Source organism: Clostridium sp. LIBA-8841 (genome assembly GCF_057782475.1).
Genome location: NZ_CM173488.1, coordinates 3,093,987 through 3,111,533, shown reverse-complemented (window position 1 = coordinate 3,111,533; position 17,547 = coordinate 3,093,987). Strand labels below are relative to the sequence as shown.

The 17,547-nt window shown below is 28.3% G+C and carries 20 protein-coding genes; all 20 read left to right on the top strand.

The features are described 5' to 3' along the window. Positions 1–110 precede the first annotated feature (110 nt). Entirely contained in the window at positions 111–1,277 is a 1,167-nt protein-coding gene (dnaJ, locus tag AC2A4K_RS13680) for a molecular chaperone DnaJ (RefSeq protein WP_322503043.1), read from the top strand. 437 nt (positions 1,278–1,714) lie between these two features. Next, the gene (locus AC2A4K_RS13675) at positions 1,715–2,407 is read left to right on the top strand and encodes an ABC transporter ATP-binding protein (RefSeq protein WP_322503042.1); all 693 of its coding nucleotides are present in this window, start codon (positions 1,715–1,717) and stop codon (positions 2,405–2,407) included. Next, positions 2,400–3,206 carry a hypothetical protein gene (locus tag AC2A4K_RS13670; RefSeq protein ID WP_322503041.1) on the top strand — a complete coding sequence of 269 codons (807 nt, stop codon included), beginning with the start codon at positions 2,400–2,402 and terminating at the stop codon, positions 3,204–3,206. The genes AC2A4K_RS13675 and AC2A4K_RS13670 overlap by 8 nt, the downstream gene beginning before the upstream one ends. A gap of 17 nt (positions 3,207–3,223) precedes the next feature. Continuing rightward, positions 3,224–4,399 carry a hypothetical protein gene (locus tag AC2A4K_RS13665; protein ID WP_322503040.1) on the top strand — a complete coding sequence of 392 codons (1,176 nt, stop codon included), beginning with the start codon at positions 3,224–3,226 and terminating at the stop codon, positions 4,397–4,399. Between the two features lie 16 nt (positions 4,400–4,415). Beyond that, positions 4,416–5,111 (top strand): ABC transporter ATP-binding protein, encoded by a 696-nt coding sequence (locus AC2A4K_RS13660; protein ID WP_322503039.1) that lies wholly within the window; start codon positions 4,416–4,418, stop codon positions 5,109–5,111. After that, entirely contained in the window at positions 5,098–5,922 is an 825-nt protein-coding gene (locus AC2A4K_RS13655; RefSeq protein ID WP_322503038.1) for a hypothetical protein, read from the top strand. Before AC2A4K_RS13660 ends, AC2A4K_RS13655 begins: the two co-directional genes overlap by 14 nt. A gap of 13 nt (positions 5,923–5,935) precedes the next feature. Then, a complete protein-coding gene (locus AC2A4K_RS13650; RefSeq protein ID WP_322503037.1) occupies positions 5,936–7,102 on the top strand; it encodes a hypothetical protein in 1,167 nt (388 codons plus the stop codon). Positions 7,103–7,104: 2 nt separating this feature from the next. After that, the gene (locus AC2A4K_RS13645) at positions 7,105–7,461 is read left to right on the top strand and encodes a GntR family transcriptional regulator (protein ID WP_322503036.1); all 357 of its coding nucleotides are present in this window, start codon (positions 7,105–7,107) and stop codon (positions 7,459–7,461) included. 154 nt (positions 7,462–7,615) lie between these two features. After that, complete coding sequence (locus tag AC2A4K_RS13640) at positions 7,616–8,131, top strand: VanZ family protein (protein ID WP_322503035.1); 516 nt, start codon at positions 7,616–7,618, stop codon at positions 8,129–8,131. Positions 8,132–8,168: 37 nt separating this feature from the next. Beyond that, complete coding sequence (locus tag AC2A4K_RS13635) at positions 8,169–8,786, top strand: VanZ family protein (RefSeq protein WP_322503034.1); 618 nt, start codon at positions 8,169–8,171, stop codon at positions 8,784–8,786. Between the two features lie 282 nt (positions 8,787–9,068). Next, positions 9,069–10,010, top strand: coding sequence for a 50S ribosomal protein L11 methyltransferase (gene prmA, locus AC2A4K_RS13630; RefSeq protein WP_322503033.1), 942 nt, complete (start codon positions 9,069–9,071; stop codon positions 10,008–10,010). Between the two features lie 22 nt (positions 10,011–10,032). Then, positions 10,033–10,785 carry a 16S rRNA (uracil(1498)-N(3))-methyltransferase gene (locus AC2A4K_RS13625; protein ID WP_322503032.1) on the top strand — a complete coding sequence of 251 codons (753 nt, stop codon included), beginning with the start codon at positions 10,033–10,035 and terminating at the stop codon, positions 10,783–10,785. Beyond that, a complete protein-coding gene (gene mtaB / locus AC2A4K_RS13620; RefSeq protein ID WP_322503031.1) occupies positions 10,785–12,089 on the top strand; it encodes a tRNA (N(6)-L-threonylcarbamoyladenosine(37)-C(2))-methylthiotransferase MtaB in 1,305 nt (434 codons plus the stop codon). The genes AC2A4K_RS13625 and mtaB overlap by 1 nt, the downstream gene beginning before the upstream one ends. Positions 12,090–12,160: 71 nt before the next feature. Beyond that, on the top strand, positions 12,161–12,505 hold the full coding sequence (locus AC2A4K_RS13615) for a histidine triad nucleotide-binding protein (protein ID WP_322503030.1): 345 nt from the start codon (positions 12,161–12,163) through the stop codon (positions 12,503–12,505). Positions 12,506–12,624: 119 nt separating this feature from the next. Next, on the top strand, positions 12,625–12,801 hold the full coding sequence (rpsU, locus tag AC2A4K_RS13610) for a 30S ribosomal protein S21 (protein WP_003451446.1): 177 nt from the start codon (positions 12,625–12,627) through the stop codon (positions 12,799–12,801). Between the two features lie 49 nt (positions 12,802–12,850). Then, positions 12,851–13,300 carry a GatB/YqeY domain-containing protein gene (locus AC2A4K_RS13605; RefSeq protein ID WP_322503029.1) on the top strand — a complete coding sequence of 150 codons (450 nt, stop codon included), beginning with the start codon at positions 12,851–12,853 and terminating at the stop codon, positions 13,298–13,300. Positions 13,301–13,499: 199 nt separating this feature from the next. Further along, positions 13,500–13,781, top strand: coding sequence for a sporulation protein YqfC (gene yqfC / locus AC2A4K_RS13600; RefSeq protein WP_322503028.1), 282 nt, complete (start codon positions 13,500–13,502; stop codon positions 13,779–13,781). A 1-nt stretch (position 13,782) separates the two neighbouring features. Beyond that, complete coding sequence (yqfD, locus tag AC2A4K_RS13595) at positions 13,783–14,919, top strand: sporulation protein YqfD (RefSeq protein WP_322503027.1); 1,137 nt, start codon at positions 13,783–13,785, stop codon at positions 14,917–14,919. A 37-nt stretch (positions 14,920–14,956) separates the two neighbouring features. Then, positions 14,957–17,014, top strand: a complete 2,058-nt coding sequence (locus tag AC2A4K_RS13590; protein WP_322503026.1) for an HD family phosphohydrolase — start codon at positions 14,957–14,959, stop codon at positions 17,012–17,014. A 2-nt stretch (positions 17,015–17,016) separates the two neighbouring features. Beyond that, positions 17,017–17,523 (top strand): rRNA maturation RNase YbeY, encoded by a 507-nt coding sequence (gene ybeY / locus AC2A4K_RS13585; protein ID WP_322503025.1) that lies wholly within the window; start codon positions 17,017–17,019, stop codon positions 17,521–17,523. Positions 17,524–17,547 lie beyond the last annotated feature (24 nt).

Here is a 17,547-nt window from a genome sequence, read left to right as displayed (position 1 = left end):
TTAAAACTATCACAAGACTTAAAGCTTTGATATAATATAAAAAGAATTAATAGAGGGAAGGCTCAATAGTCTTCCCTTTTTACAAGTAAAATTATAGGTGGTGAATAACAGTGGCTAAAAGAGATTATTATGAAGTGCTTGGTCTTCAAAAAGGTGCTTCAGATGATGAAATAAAAAAAGCTTTTAGAAAAATGGCTATGAAATATCACCCGGATAGAAATCCTGGAGATAAGGAAGCTGAGGAAAAATTCAAAGAAGTAAATGAAGCTTATGATGTATTAAAAGATCCTGATAAAAAAGCTAAATATGATCAATTTGGTCATGCAGCCTTTGATGGAAGTGCTGGATACGGTGGTGGCGGATTTGGTGGATTCGATGCTGGCGGATTCGATTTCTCAGAAATGGGCGGATTTGGAGACATATTTGAATCATTCTTTGGCGGCGGATTCGGTGGTGGCGGATCAGCTAGAAGAAAAAATGCTCCACAAAGAGGTGCTGATTTAGAGTATAGATTAAATATAACTTTTGAAGAAGCTGTATTTGGATGTGAAAAAGAAATATCAATAACTAGAACTGAAACTTGTGAAACTTGTCATGGTACAGGGGCTAAACAAGGTACATCTCCTAAAACTTGTCCAAAATGTAATGGTTCAGGTCAGATAAGAGTTCAAAGACAAACTCCATTAGGAAGTTTTGTTTCTACAACAACTTGTGACCAATGTGGTGGAACAGGTAAGATAATAGAAGATCCATGTCCAGATTGTAAAGGAAAAGGAACTGTTAGAAAGACTAGAAAGATAACAGTTAAGATACCAGCAGGTGTAGATACTGGTAATATCATACCTTTAAGAGGACAAGGTGAACAAGGATTAAATAATGGTCCTGCAGGAGATTTATATATAAGAGTAAATGTTGCTCCATCTAAGATATTTAGAAGAGAAGGTTCAGATATTTACTATGATTATAAGATAAGTATGGCTAAGGCTGCTTTAGGAACAGAAATAACAGTTCCTACAGTTGACGGAAATGTTAAGTACAAGGTTCCAGCAGGTACTCAACCTGGAACTAAGTTTAGATTAAAAGGAAAAGGTGTTCCTCATGTTAATGGTGGGGGAAGAGGAAATCAATACGTTCATATGGTAGTAGAGGTTCCAAAACACTTAAATAAAGAACAAGAAGAAGCATTAAAAGAATTCATGAGAGCGTCAGGAGAATCAGTTGACGATATAGATGAAAAAGATGAAGGTTTCTTCTCAAAATTTAAAAAGAAAAAATAATAAGTTTTAAACACTCTAGTATTATAGCTAGAGTGTTTTTTTACGTTGTTTTAGATTATCAATGATTTAAATTTAGTTATTTATACATATAGTTTAATTTAAAAAAACTCATGATTGGATTATAAAGATTTTAAAGTTAGTATATTGAAATTATTAAATTAAACTTTAATAAGAATGTGTTTAAACAGAAAAATATTTATAAGGTAATATTTAATGTTTTAATGAAAGGTGAAAATAGAATAATAATTAAAATAATATTTTGAATATAGCAGTAAATCAATACTATTAAAAGTTATATTTCGGTGAAAATACAAAAAAAGTAAAATATATCATTTACAAGGATGTGTACTAATGCTATAATACACTTAAGGTTAGTGTATTAATGAAGTAATACACAGATACAAATAAATTAAATTAGTGGTTTTAGGGGTGAAAATATGATAGAAGTTACTGAAATTAGTAAAAGTTTTAGACGTAAAAAGGTTTTAGATAGTATTTCTTTTAAACTAAATAGGGGAGAAATCACAGCTTTACTAGGAATAAATGGAGTTGGAAAATCTACAACATTAAAAATTATTATGGGACTTATTAAGCAAGATAGTGGAAGTGTTTTAATTGATGGAGAAGAATTAACTTATAAAAATTTAGATAAATTATCTTTCGTTCCAGATGTGAAAAATATTTTCAAAGGAATGAAGATAATAGAAAGTTTCGAATATATGGAGTGTTTTTATGATAAATGGGATAGTAAAAAAGCTCATGAAATGCTAGAAAAATTTGAATTAAATAAGGAAGATAAGATAGATAGATTGTCAAAAGGAAATTTAGCAAAAGTAAAAATAATTTTGGGTTTTGCGCAAGGTGCAGAATATATTCTTATGGACGAGCCTTTTTCAGGAATTGACATTTTTACTAGGGAAGATATTTTAGAGTGTTTAATAAATTATATCAATGAGAACAAGGGGATTCTTATAACTACCCACGAAATTTCCGAAATAGAAGGGGTAGCAGATAGAGTAATACTTCTTAATGAAGGAGATATAAAAGAAGATTTTTATGTTGAAGATATGAAATATAGTGAAGGAGTTTCTTTAATTGATAAGATGAGAGAGGTGTTTTTAGATGAGTAAGAAAAAAAATAAATTTCTTTCCTTGCTTCAATATGAAGCTTCTAGAAATTTTAAGGTAATAGCCTTAAATGTTTTAATAACAATGGTTATAACAATAGCTCTTTATTATATAGAGAGCTTGGCTGTTGTAGGTAGTTATGAGAATAATGTTTTATTTCAAGGGGTTATTTATGATATGGCTATAAGGCCTTTAGGTATGAACCGTGGGAAAACATATATCTTCTTTTTAGAAATATTATTAATTATTATATTTTCTATATTTATTTGGGCTAGAGAATTTTATTCTGAAAATAAAACAATATATAGATCATTAAGTTTACCAATTAAAAAGTGTAATTTAATTTTAAGTAAAAGTTTAGTTGTATTACTTTTCTTCGGAATGTTTCTATTAGGACAATTTTTATCAATAATTATTAATTGGCTTATGTTAAAAATAAAGCTTGGAAGTAATTTTAATATAGAATTAAATGTTTTAACTGAAGCACTATTTAATAATATTAGTTATGGTTTTATTTCAATGGATATGGTCAATTTAACAGTTATGATTATTTTTATATTTTTAATAAGTCTAATTGGAGCCTTAGCTGTATTTTTAAAACAAAGTTTTGGAATAAAGGGGATAGTATACTGGATCATATATGTAATCATAACAATATTTATTTTTTTCTATGTTCCAGTAACAAAATTACATCTCTTTGCTATAGAATTCCTTTTATTATATACAATAGGTCTTTTAATTTATATTGGAATTACATTTATGTTAAATAATTACTTAATAAATAAAAAGATTAATGTTTAGAAAGAGGGAGAGATAGTATGAATAAGAAGTTTTCAAATATAATTTTTATTAGTGCTTTAGCTATACTTGCTATAATTTTAGGCATTAATATTATAAATGGGTTTAGAAATATAGAAGTTAAAGATATATATGGGAATAGGTCAGAATTAGGAGATGTTAGCTTTTCTGTTAAAAAGAATTTAGGGAGTTTTTTTTATAAAGATTATAATATTGGAGCAGATTCCATAAATTCTAAAATGATGTTTGTTGATGAAAGTGATCAAGGAGTGGATTTTTATAAAAACAAGGATGCTTTAAGAGGTATCTTCATTAGTAGCTCTAACTCATATGAAGGAAAGGATTATTTAGCTGTTGTAAATACAAAGTATGAAACAAATATATTAGAGCTTGTACTTAAAGATAAAAAAACTGGAGAGGTTAAAAAAACATCTATTGAAAATGATGGAGGGTCAAACATTTTAGCTGTTTATGGAGAAAAAGATAAAATAAAAATATTGATGCCTGAAAGTGATAGTAAATATTCATGCCCTTTAGTTATAAAACAATATAATTTTGAAACAAAAGTTTTTAATGAGGTTGAGAAATTTGGAAGTTATTCTGAAAAGATGGGATTAGAATATAAGGACGGAGATAATTTTTATATTGGAAAAATAATTAGGAATTATGATGAGAAAAAAAACATTGAAGAGATTACTGATTTAAATATTTATAAAGTTAATTTAAAGGATAATTCATTTAAAGATTATGATGTAAGAAAAATATTAGAAGAAAATAAAATAGATTTAAATGGGATAGCATTAGAGTCAGTAGAATGCGATGGAAAGTCAATTTGTGTGAAAATGTCAGATTCAACGGAGTTAGAAAAGACATTTAATGATGAAGAAAAAATGAAAAAATATAGGGGGATTAAATCAGAAGTTCCAAGAGTATATTCAGTAGCTACTATTAATTTAGAAAACCTTACTGTTGATTATTATAAAAATGTTATAAATGAAAATGAGATTGAAGAATATGTAGGTAGAGAAACTCAACCAATGTATTTAAAGGTACTTAATAATAAATTATATTTTTTATCAAGTGTAGAAAATAGCAGTTTATCAATTATTGGAGTTGTAGATTTATCAAATAGTAATTTAATTTATTTAGGTGAAATGAATAATGTTAGGTTAAATGGATTTAATGATAAAAATTAAGAAGAGAGGTGAAAAAATGCTTGAGGTTAAAGATATAACAAAAAAATTTAGACGAAAAGAAGTTTTAAATAATATTTCATTCCAAGCTAAAAAGGGAGAAATAACAGCTCTTCTTGGAATAAATGGAGTAGGGAAATCAACATTATTAAAAATAATTATGGGACTCGTTAAAGAAAACAGTGGAGAAATTCTTTTTGACGGAGAAAAGAGAAGTTATAAAACTTATGAAAAAATAGCCTTTGTACCAGATGTTATTAATACTTATGGTGGAATGAAAATAAAAGATGCTTTTGAATATATGAGTGTAATGTATGAAAGATGGGATATGGCTAAGGCTTATGAAATGCTAAAGGATTTTAAGCTTAATGAAGAAGATAAAATAAATCATCTTTCTAAAGGTAATATAGCTAGGGTTAAAATAATTTTAGGATTTGTAAGAAATCCAGATTATTTGTTGTTAGATGAACCTTTTTCTGGAATAGACGTATTCACAAGGGAGAAATTCATAGCATCACTTATTTCATATATGAATGAAGATATAGGTATTATATTAACTACACATGAAATAAAAGAGGTAGAAAATGTGGTTGATAAGGTTGTTTTCTTAAGCAATGGAAAAATTAAATGTGAATTTTATGTGGAAGATATTAGAGCAGAGGGCTTATCTTTAGTTGATAAAATAAGGGAGGTGCATAAAGGTGGTAAAAAGTGATTTTAAAAGGTTTTCTTATCTTTTAAATTCTCAAATAATAAGAGATTTGAAAATAACTCTAGGAATAGCTATAGGACTAATGATGTTAAATATCATTTGGTTTATCTATAATTTAAATGGGTATTTAGATGGGTTTTTAAAAAAAATAGAAAATTCTACAGAGATATTAAATGGTGGAGTTAATACATTTTCATCATTTAATATTAGTCATAATAGAATGGCTATATTTTTCACATTAATTTTATTAATATGTTTTTGTTTGTATTGTTGTTACTTATGGTTTAGAGAATTTTGGGGAGAGAATAAAAGTGCATATACTCTTTTGAATTTACCTATTTCTCAAAAATTAATTGTTTTATATAAGGTTTTAGCAGCAATGTTTTTCTATATATCTTTAGTGTTTTTTCAAATAGTAGCTGTTATTATAGAATATTTTATTTTTAATGTTAAGTTTCCAAAGGAATTTTTGAAACATGAGAGTATTAAGGAATTAATAATATATTCAAAAATAAATTTTAGATATATTATTCCAGATGATTATTTAAATATTATTTGGCTTATTGTGAGCATAGTAGCATTAATTTTAGTAGCATTTTTGTTTTCGCTTTTGACAAAGAGCTTTGGAATAAAAGGAGGAATCTTAGGAGCTATAATAGGGTGTTCTTTAATATTTATTTATTATGTATTACCGAGCATTATAAGATTATATTCTGTTGAAAGATTCTTTTGGATGATAGGAACAAGTATAGTTTATATAATTATTGGATGGTTTGGTTCAAATTATTTGTTAAAGAACAAGGTTCATGTGTAGGTGAGGTGAGTGTATGAAAAAGAGAGTACCGATAATTTGTACTATAATATTTTTATTGGGTATATTTACCTGGTCAGGTATAACTATAGAAGCTAATGAAAGTAGTATTAAGTTTTCTAATTTATATGGAGAAAGAAGTGAATTAGGAGATGTTCAGTTTAATTTAGCAAAAGACAAAGGAGTAAGAGTAGAAAATCTAACTGTTGATAGTAATGATGTGAAAAAAGAAACTTCGTTTTTTGAAAGTGGATTTAATGGAATAAATTCTAGTGTTAATGTATTAGAAGATAAAAAGTTCTTTAGAGGATTACTTGTTATACCTGAAACTTTTTATGAAGATAATGAGGTTATGGTTGATGTTACAGATCAATCTTATGGTGTTGATCCACATTTAAAAGTAAGGATTAAGGATAAAAAAACTAATACTTATGAAAATTTTCAGGTTGAAAATAAAACAAACTTAAATCAAGATTACAGAATAAATGGAATTTCTTATAAGGATGGTAAAATAAATATTCTTTTTATGAAAAATACTTCTAATGAAACTATGATTATATTTGGTGAAATTAATATAGATAGCAAAGAACTTGAAGTATCAGAACCTATGAGTTTAAATAAAGAATTAGATCTGGACAATTCGTATATATTTAATGGTAATCATTTCGAATATAGTGATAATATTTATTTTGAAGTATTTGAAGATGAAAAAAATAAAAATACTATTTTAGAAGGAGTACTAGAAATAGATTTAAATACTAAAGAAATAAATATTTATAAACCAGATGAGAAAATAAATAATGAAATTAAGGAAATCTATAAAGATGGCGATAAGGGACAATCATATATTCAAGATGAAAATATATATTTTTCTTTCTACGATAGTGACAGAAGTAGCGTATCAATATTAAACTTTAATTTTAATACTAAGAAATTTACTTTTTATAAAAATCTTATAGAAAAAGATAGATTTGAAAGATATGGTGTAAGCTTTAGTGATATAAGTAATATTCTTATAAGTGGAGATAAAGTATTTTTAAATTTAACAGATTTTAATGAGGATAATTTAATTTATTATAAGGGGTATATAAGTGTTGTTGATATAAATAGTAAAAATCCACTTTATATAGGAGAATATGAGGATGGAGTAGTAAATAGCATTAAGGTGATAGGAGGTAAGTAAAAATGTTTTTTGAAGTAAATGATAGGGAACCAATTTATCTCCAAATAATAAGACATATAAAACAATCTTTAGTTATAGGGAATTTAAAACCAGGGGAGCATATACCATCAAGAAGGGAGCTTGCAGAGATGTTAAAAGTAAATCCAAATACAGTTCAAAGGGCGTATAGAGACATGGAAACTATGGGGCTTATAGAAACCGTGAGAAATAAACCAAGTACTATAACAGAGGATGAGGGAATTTTAAAGAACATAAGAAAAGAACTAGTAGAGGATGCCTTAGATGGATTTATAGAAAGCATGAAAGCTATAAAATTAACTAAAGAAGAAGTTTTAGAGATTATTAAAGAGAGATATTAAAAATTGAAGTGAAAAACTATAAATAGGTTTTAGAACTTTGTATGTTTTTTAACCTATTTATAGTTTGTTTTATTAACTTTAATTAATCTATAAAAAGATTTGTAAATATTTATTTAAGAAAGTTTTTTTATTATTAGTAAGTGGGTGAGTTCAAGTGAAAAAGAGAGTAATTAACTTTTTATTTGTAATAAGTTTTATATTCTATATTTTATTTTTGTTATGGAATATTCTTTTTAAATATGTTTCTCCTATTGAGTTATTTAGTAGTCAGAGAGAATTTCATAGAAGTATAAACTTAATTCCTTTTAATGATATTATAAACGGATATTATAATCAGTTAGATATTGTAGGAAATATTATTTTATTTATACCTTTAGGAATTTATATAAGTATGTTTTTAAATAATTCTAAAATTTATAAGCAGATAGGAGTAATAGTACTAATATCTTTGGCTTTTGAAGTTGGTCAATATATATTTGCTATAGGTGCGAGCGATATAACTGATATAATAACCAATACAATTGGAGGAATTATTGGTGTAGGAATATATTGGATGATAAAAAGCATTTTAAAAGAGGAGGGTAGAATTAAAAGTTTTGTGTCTATCTGTAGCACATTGGTCATGATACCCGTTGCTTTTATTTTAATAATGCTTTTTGTCTATAACTAATTTTGGATTTTTACTTAAGTCTAAGGGGGATGATAATATGGGTCTATTAGTTTCGGCGTTTGTTGGAGTTTTTATATACTGTATTTTTTTAATACTATATTTAAAAAAAGAAGAAGTTGAGTTTTCAAAGGTATTTACACTTGGATTATGCATCTTTGCTTTTTATATAGTAACTGTTCTTAGTATTACAGGACCAGGACATATATTAGACATAGGAATTGAAAGAGAAAGAACAATAAGTTTGGTTCCATTTAAATTTCAAGATGGGAATTTATTTGGAATGATAACAAATATTATTTTATTTATTCCGCTAGGAGTATTTTTACCTAGTCTTTGGAATAAGTTCGAGAAATTTTTAAATACTATTTTAGTAGGATTTTCTTTTAGCTTAATAATAGAAGTGCTTCAATTATTAAATATGAGAGCCACTGATATAGATGACTTATTAATGAATACTTTAGGGGCAGCTATAGGGTATTTAATCTATATATTATTATTTAAGAAGTTAAGTTCTAGGATTAAATTAAATAATCTTTCCAATAAATTTTGGATCAAATATAATGGTGAATTAATTATTATTTTAATTTTAGCTTTAGATTTCTTTATAGCACCATTTATTGAAAATTTTTTGATTAAAACTATATTTGGAATTTAAAATTAAATGAAATTAAGTTTAAAGGTTATGTCAATAATAGACTATAGCCTTTAATTTTTTTATATGTGATAATGAATAAGAGTGGCTTTTAGAAAAATAAGATTTTTAGAATTATTATGTAATAGTAAATTGAAATTTATAAATTAATAATCAAGTATTGTTATCTTATAAATTTTAACAATGAATATGAAACATAATAGTGCTTATAAGCTAGACAGATACTAGACTAAAGTGTAAAATAAATTATTAGTCAAAGTAGCATAAGAAAGGATTGATACATAAATGGAAGGAACTTGGATTGAAGTTAGAGTAATAACTAAGAGTGAGGCATTAGAACCTATATCAGGAATATTTTACGGATTAGACTGTAAGGGTGTTGCTATAGAGGATCCAAACGATATATTAGGAAGAGAACAAGGACCTTTAACTTGGGACTTTGCAGATATAAACATATTAGAACATAAGGGAAAGGTTGCTGTTGTTAAGGGATATTTCTCAGAGGAAGACAACATAGATGAAGTTTTAGCTTATGTTAAAGATAGAGTAGCTGAGTTAAAAGAGTCAGGGTTAGATATCGGTGAAGGTACAGTTGAAGCTGAAAAAATGTTTGAAGAAGACTGGGCTAATAACTGGAAGCAATACTACAAACCAATAAAAATTGGAGAAAAAATAGTTATAAAACCAATATGGGAAGAGTATGAAGCTACTGGAGAGGAAATGGTAGTAGAATTAGACCCAGGTATGGCGTTTGGTACTGGTGACCATGAAACTACAAGAATGTGTGTTCAGGCTTTAGATAAGTATGTTAAGGCTGATACAACTGTATTTGATATTGGAACAGGTTCAGGAATACTTGCTTTAGTTGCTTCTAAACTTGGTGCAAAACATGTTGTAGGGGTTGACCTAGACCCAGTAGCTGTAGACTCAGCTAAGGAAAACATATCATTTAATGATGTTAATAACATAGAAGTATTATACGGAAATCTTTTAGATGTTGTAGATGGAAAAGCTGATATAGTTGTTGCTAACATAATAGCTGAAATAATCTGTATATTAGTAGATGATGTTAAAAAAGCATTAAATAAAGATGGTGTTTTCATAACTTCAGGTATAATCCATGAGAGAAGACAAATGGTTATAGATAAGTTAGAACAAGAAGGTTTTGAAGTTATGGAAGTTAACAAAGATGGAGAATGGAACTGTATTGTTGCTAAGTTAAAATAATTTAGTAGGGGAGTATGAAATTATGCATAAGTTTTTTACACCAGCTCATATGTTTTCAGATACTCATGCAGTGATAACTGGTGAGGATGTTAAACATATTTATAAGGTTTTAAGAGTAAAACCAGGTGAGAAGGTTGTTGTAAATAACCTTGAAAGTGAAGAGTTTTTAGGTGAGGTAGAAGAGGTCAATAAACAAGAGGTTTCTATCAAAATCTTAGAGAAGCTTGATGTGAACAATGAAAGTAATCTACATATTACTTTGTTTCAAGGAATGCCAAAGGCTGCAAAAATGGATTTAATAGTTCAAAAGTGCGTAGAACTTGGTGTTTCAGATATAATTCCAACAATAACTGACAGAGTAGATGTTAAGTTAAAAGGTGAGTTTAAAAAGTTAGATAGATTAAACAAAATAGCTTTAGAAGCTTGTAAGCAAAGTAAAAGAACTGTTATACCAACAGTATCTGAGCCAATGAGCTTTCAAGAGGTTTTAGATAAAATAGATGAACTAGACCTTATGGTTATTCCTTATGAAAATGCTACAGGATACGGAATAAGAGCTATGGTTAATTCTATAGGGGATAAAAATAGTATAAAGAATGTTGGAATAATGGTTGGACCAGAAGGCGGATTTGAAGAAAGTGAAATAGAAGCCCTAAAAGAAAAAGGAGCTCATATTGTAACTTTAGGACCAAGAATTTTAAGAACAGAAACAGCAGGATTTACTTGTGTTTCAATTATTCAGTATGAGCTTGGTGATTTAGGAGGAAAGATTTAATGAAAGTTGCATTTGCTACATTAGGATGTAGAGTTAATACATATGAATCAGAAGCTATGACTGAAAAATTTGTTAGAGAAGGATATGAAGTTGTAGATTTCAATGAAATCTCAGACGTGTATGTAGTTAATACTTGTAGTGTAACTAACATGGGAGATAAAAAATCTAGACAAATAATAGGAAGAGCTAGAAGACAAAATCCAGAAGCTATTATAGCTGTTGTTGGATGTTATGCTCAAATAGCACCTACAGAAGTTTCAGGAATCGAAGGTGTTGATGTAGTTTTAGGTTCAAGAAACAAAGGTGAAATAGTTTATTACGTAAATAAAGCTAAAGATGAAGGTAAGCAACAAGTTAAAGTTGGTGCTGTTTTAAAGAATAAAGTTTTTGAAGACTTAAAAATTGAAGAATACAACAATAAGACTAGAGCATTCTTAAAAATACAAGATGGATGTAATAGATTCTGTGCTTACTGTTTAATTCCATACACAAGAGGTTCTGTTTGTTCAAAAGACCCTAAAAAGGTATTAGAAGAAATTAGAAGCTTAGCAGATCATGGATTTAAGGAAATAATATTATCAGGAATTCATACAGCATCTTATGGTGTAGATTTAGATGAAAAGATAACATTAGTTGATTTATTAGAAGAAATAGAGAAAATAGATGGAATAGAGAGAGTTAGAATAGGTTCAATAGATCCTACATTCTTCACAGAGGATGTTGTAAGAAGAATACTAGCTCTTAAGAAATTATGCCCTCATTTCCATTTATCACTTCAAAGTGGATGTGATGCTACATTAAAGAGAATGAATAGAAGATACACTGCAAAAGAATACGAAGATATAGTAAATCTTTTAAGAGATAAAATAGAGGATGTTTCTATAACAACAGACGTAATTGTTGGGTTCCCAGGAGAAACTGATGAAGAGTTTGAACAAACTTATGAATTCTTAAAGAGAATTGCTCTTTCAAAAACTCACATATTTAAGTATAGTCCTAGAAAAGGTACTAGAGCAGAAAATATGGAGAATCAAGTTGATGGAAATAAAAAAGACGAAAGAAGTAAAAAACTTATTGAATTAAATAGAATTAATGAGAAAGCTTTTGCAGAAAAATACGTAGGAAAAGTTATTGATGTTTTGTTTGAAGAGGAAGTTGAATTAGGTAGTGGTGTTTATACTGGATATACAAGAAATTATATAAAGGTAAATGCTAAGGCTGATTGTAATGTTTCAGGTAAAATATTAAACGTAAAAATAGACTCCTTTGAAGATGAAGTAGCTCATGGAGAAATAATATTATAAAAACATAATTTTACATTCAAAATGAGGTATAATATATAAGAATAGATTCATACTTTGGGGAGGTGAGAATGTTGTCAGATTGTATTTTTTGTAAAATAGTAGCTGGAGAAATTCCAAGTAAAAAGATTTATGAAGATGATAAAGTTTTAGCTTTTCATGATATAAGTCCAGAAGCGCCAGTACATTTTTTAGTTATTCCAAAGGCGCACATAGCTAGTTTAAATGAAGTAAATGAAGAAAATGCAGAAGTATTTGCACACATATTCAAAACTATTAATAAACTAGTAAAGGAACAAGGAATCGCAGAAAATGGCTATAGAGTTGTTACTAATTGTGGAGAACAAGGTGGGCAAACAGTAGGCCATATTCATTTTCATGTTCTTGGAGGAAGAAATTTAAAGTGGCCACCGGGCTAAAAATTAGATTTAACTTCTTGACATTAAAGAAGCCTGTGTTGTATAATATAGCGTGTGTTATTTAGCCCATGGCTGTGAATTACATTAATAATTTACGCTAGCGGAGGGAGGGATAAAGAATGTCAGAAATCAGAGTAAAAGAAAACGAATCATTAGAGCAAGCATTAAGAAGATTTAAGAGACAATGCGCTAGAGCTGGAGTTCTTTCAGAAGTAAGAAAAAGAGAACACTACGAAAAGCCAAGCGTAAAGAGAAAGAAAAAATCAGAAGCTGCAAGAAAGAGAAAATTCAAATAGTTTTTGGTTTAAATTTATAGAATAATTTCTTTTGAAAGAAGGTATACAAATGCCAACTATTAAAGAAAGACTTCAAGAAGACTGGAAGCAGGCTTTAAAGGCTAAGGATAAGTTCAAAGCTGGAGTTCTAAGCACTGCTAAGTCAGCAATACTTTTGGTTGAAAAAACTGATGGTGTTAAGCTTGAGGATGAACAGGTTATAGAAATATTAGCAAGAGAAATCAAGCAAAGAAGAGAAGCTGCGCTTGAATTCGAAAAGGGAAATAGACAGGATTTAGTTGATCAAAACAATAGTGAGATTGCAATCTTGTTAGATTACCTTCCTCAGCAGTTAAGTGAAGAAGAAATAAAAGATATCATAAAAATCGCAGCTGAAGAAGTGGGTGCAAATAGCATAAAAGACATGGGAAAAGTTATGTCAAAGGTTAGACCACAAACAGTTGGTAGAGCTGATGGTAAACTTGTAAGTCAATTAGTAAAAGAATATTTAAATAAGTAAGAGAGTTCTAAGGAACTCTCTTTTATTTTGGTTAAAGAAATAAAAATTTGGAAAATCCATTTTATTATTTAAAAGGCATATGAATGGCTTAAAAGGCTATTTGTATGCCTTTTTATTTGTTTTAACTATTTTTATCTAAGAATAAAAAAAAATAAATTTTCATAGATTAGTATGAAAATATTTTGTAGGAGGTCTGAATGTGGGAGATAAATTAAGACAAGTAACTAATAAAATTGCTGAAGAGTTAGATTTACCTAAAGAGATAATTAATGGTGAGCCTAAAATAGTTGTGCATGGAAAAAGCGAAATTGTTATAGAAAATCATAAGGGTATAGAGGTTTTTAAAGACGACGAAATTAAAGTAAATAGCATTTTAGGTCTTATCAAAATTGAAGGAGTAAATATGGAAATAAGGTTTATAGGGGCTGGAACCATTGCCTTAACAGGAAAGCTTAAGAATTTAAGTTTTGAGGAGGCTTAAGATGAGATTAGATTTTTTGAAAAAAGGACAAATAAAAGTTGAAATTAAGACCTTTGATATAAATAAACTTTTAAATGTTTTATGGAAGAATGGTATAAATGTTGAAAATGTAAGAAAAATAGATGTAGTAACTGTAACTTTAAATATTGATTATTCTGACTATGGGAATTTAAAAGGTTATGTTAAAAGATTAGATGGAAAAGTTAAAATAATTTCAGCTAAGGGAATGATATTCTTCTTAGCTAGAGCTAAAAAATCCATAAGTGTATTTGTTGGAGCTTTAATATTTTTAATTGGGTTATATATTTATTCAGGATTTATATGGAGAATAGACATAGAAACTAAGAAGAATATAGCTCCTTTTGAAATTAGAACTATGCTTAATGAATTTAATATTAAACCTGGGGTCAAGAAAAGTAGTGTTAATGTATATGGATTAGAGAAGAAATTAGAGAATGGACATGGAGACATAATGTGGGTAAATGCCCGTATAGAAGGTGGAACCTTGAAAATAAAAGTTGAAGAGAAGGTCAGTCCTAAAATAAGAGAAGAAAATGAAAATAAAGAATTAAAAAATATTGTGGCCTCTATGGATGGAGAAATTAAAAAGATATATACAACTTCAGGGACAGCAGTTGTTAAAGAAGGAGATATAGTAAAAAAAGGAGATGTTCTTATAATTCCACAACAAGGAATAGAGGGTGGTGAATATGAGGTTGATGCTAAGGGAGAGGTTACAGCAAATACCTTTTATGAAAAGTCTATTGAATTACAAGTTGCCGGTAAAAAAGAAGAACGTACAGGAGAGAAAGATAGTGATATATACTTGGAAATAATGGGTAAGAAAATTTATCTAAAAAAGCCTACTAAAGAGTTTGCTAAGTATGATAAAATAGAAAGTAAAGGAAAGTTTGTGAATAGAAACATATACTATGAAAAGATTGATAATGATATAGCTGAAGATAAGGAAACCATAATAAATAATGCTGTTGAGTTAATGAGCAAATCTATAAATAAAGAAATAAGTAAGCAAGCTAAAATAGTAGATAAAATAATTACAACTGAGGATTTAGGTGAAGGCAAGATTAAGTTAAAGGTTCTTTTCGTAGTAGAACAAAATATAGCTTTAAATTATTAGATAAAAGTATGACCTAATGAGGAGAAGATGAGTAGTTATGGGGAAATTTAAGAAAAAGATAATTGATATATTTAAGGATTATAAAAAGATAATCCTATATATCGTAACATTTATAGTTTTATACTGTACTTTAATGACTGGTATAATAACTAGAAAATATGACTTGAAAGTTGGAGATATACCAAAAGCAGACATAAAAGCCCATAGAGAAATAATTGATGAATCGGCTACTGAAGCAAGAAAAAAAGAAGCAGAAGAAAAAGTTGATAAGCAGTATTCTTTAAGAACAGATGTTCAAAAACAAAGTGAAGAGAAGATAAGGGGATTTTTTGCTACTATTGATAAAATAGTTATTCAAGATAAAACAGAAGAAGAAAAGGCTAAACTTATACCAAGAGTACCCTTTAAAATAACAGATGCAGAGGCTAATATACTTGCTTCTATGAATGAACAAGAGGTTAAAAAGTTAGAAAGTACATGTGTAGAAGGTTTAAATAAAGCATATGAAACTCCTATTGAAGATGGAAATACACAGGATTTAAGTGATGCTAAAAAGGTGTATACAGATTATATAGCTTCTAGTGATCTAAGTGATTCAGCAAAGGGAGTTGCCCTAAACTTTATTAGTTTAATAGAACCAAACTTTTTTTATGATAAAGAAAAAACTGATGATCTTATAAAAGAAACTTTAAAACAAGTTCCACCAGTCATGATAAAGAAAAATCAAATAGTGGTTAATGAAGGAGAGCCTGTTACAGCTCATCAATTAGAGCTTTTAGGTACCTTAGGATTACTAAATGATTCAGGCTCAAGCCTATATATTTATTTAGCTTTAGGAGTTTTGGTAATTATAGTTATGTATCTTCAATATGGATATATAAATAAATACTATCCTGATATCAATAAAGATTTTTCAAAAATAGTTATGATAAGCATATTAAATGTATTTCCAGTTATATTGGCTAGATTATTTGGTATGATGTCAAATTATATAATACCATTAGCATGTATGCCAATGTTAATAACACTTCTATTAAATTATAAAATATCACTGGTATTTAGTATGCTAAATGTAATTCTAATAGGTGGGGCAGTAGGATTTAACCCAAACATAATAGTTCTTGCTGTTTTAAATGTTGTTTTAGGAGGAACATTATTAAGAAAAATGCAACAGAGAAATGATATCCTATATTCTTCAATAACTGTTGCTGTATTAAGTTCAATTTTAACCTTTAGTGTTGGGACTTTAACAACAAATAACTTTATGGAAATACTTGCAGATAGTACATTTGCAGCAGCTGGAGCTGTACTTTCTGGAATACTTACAATAGGTGTATTACCATTTTTTGAATCAACTTTTGATATAGTAACTAATGCTAAGTTATTAGAATTATCTAATCCTAATAATCCATTACTTAAGAAATTACTTATGGAGGCACCAGGAACATATCATCATAGTATTTTAGTTGCTAACTTAGCAGAGTTAGCAGCAGAGCAAGTAGGCGGGAATCCTCTATTGGCAAGAATTGGTGCTTACTATCATGATATTGGTAAAACGAAGAGACCATATTTCTTTAGAGAAAATCAAATAGGAAAGAAAAATCCTCATGATAGGATAAAACCAGAGGTAAGTAGCAAAATAATACTATCCCATGTTAAGGATGGTTCAGATTTAGCAAAGGAATATAATTTACCTAAAACCATACAGGATTTTATAGTTACTCATCATGGAGAAACTCTAGTTAAATATTTTTATTTAACAGTTAAGAATAATTCTGAAAACCCAGATGAAGTTAAGGAAGAGGATTTCAAATATCCTGGTCCGAAACCTATGAGTAAGGAGCAAGGGATATTAATGTTAGCGGACTCCACAGAGGCAGCTGTTAGATCGATTAATGAACCAACTGAAGAGAAAATAGAAAAAATGATCAATAATATTATTGATGATAAGTTAGCAACTGGACAATTAGATAATTGTGATCTTACTCTTAGAGACATAAGTAAAATAAAAAAATGTTTCTTAAAAGCTTTAAATGGAATACATCATGAAAGAATAGAGTATCCAGATGATAACAATAAAAAGGAGAATAAGTAATTATGATATTCATAGATGATAGACAGAATAAATTTGAAGTTACTGAAGAGCTAACGAAAAAACTAGAAGAGGTTATATCATTTGTATTAAAAGAAGAAAAAGTGAAAGAAGATTGTGAAGTTTCTTTAGTTTTTGTAGATAATGATGAAATAAGAGGAATAAACAATGAAACAAGAGGAATAGATAGAGCCACAGATGTTTTATCATTTCCAATGATTGATTATCCAGAGGATAAGGTTTATAAGGATGTTTACTTAGAACATGAGTTTGATAAATGTTATTTTGATGGAGATGAGCTTATATTAGGTGATATAGTTTTATCTCTAGAGAGAACTAAGGAACAGAGTATTGAGTTTAATCACTCATTTGAAAGAGAGGCTTGCTACTTAGTGACACATTCAGTTTTACACCTTCTAGGTTATGACCATATGGAGGAAGAAGAAAAGGCTAGAATGAGAGGAAGAGAAGAGGAGTTACTTGGTAAGTTAAATATAACAAGAGAAAGCTAAGGTATGAATTTGTTTAGGAGAATA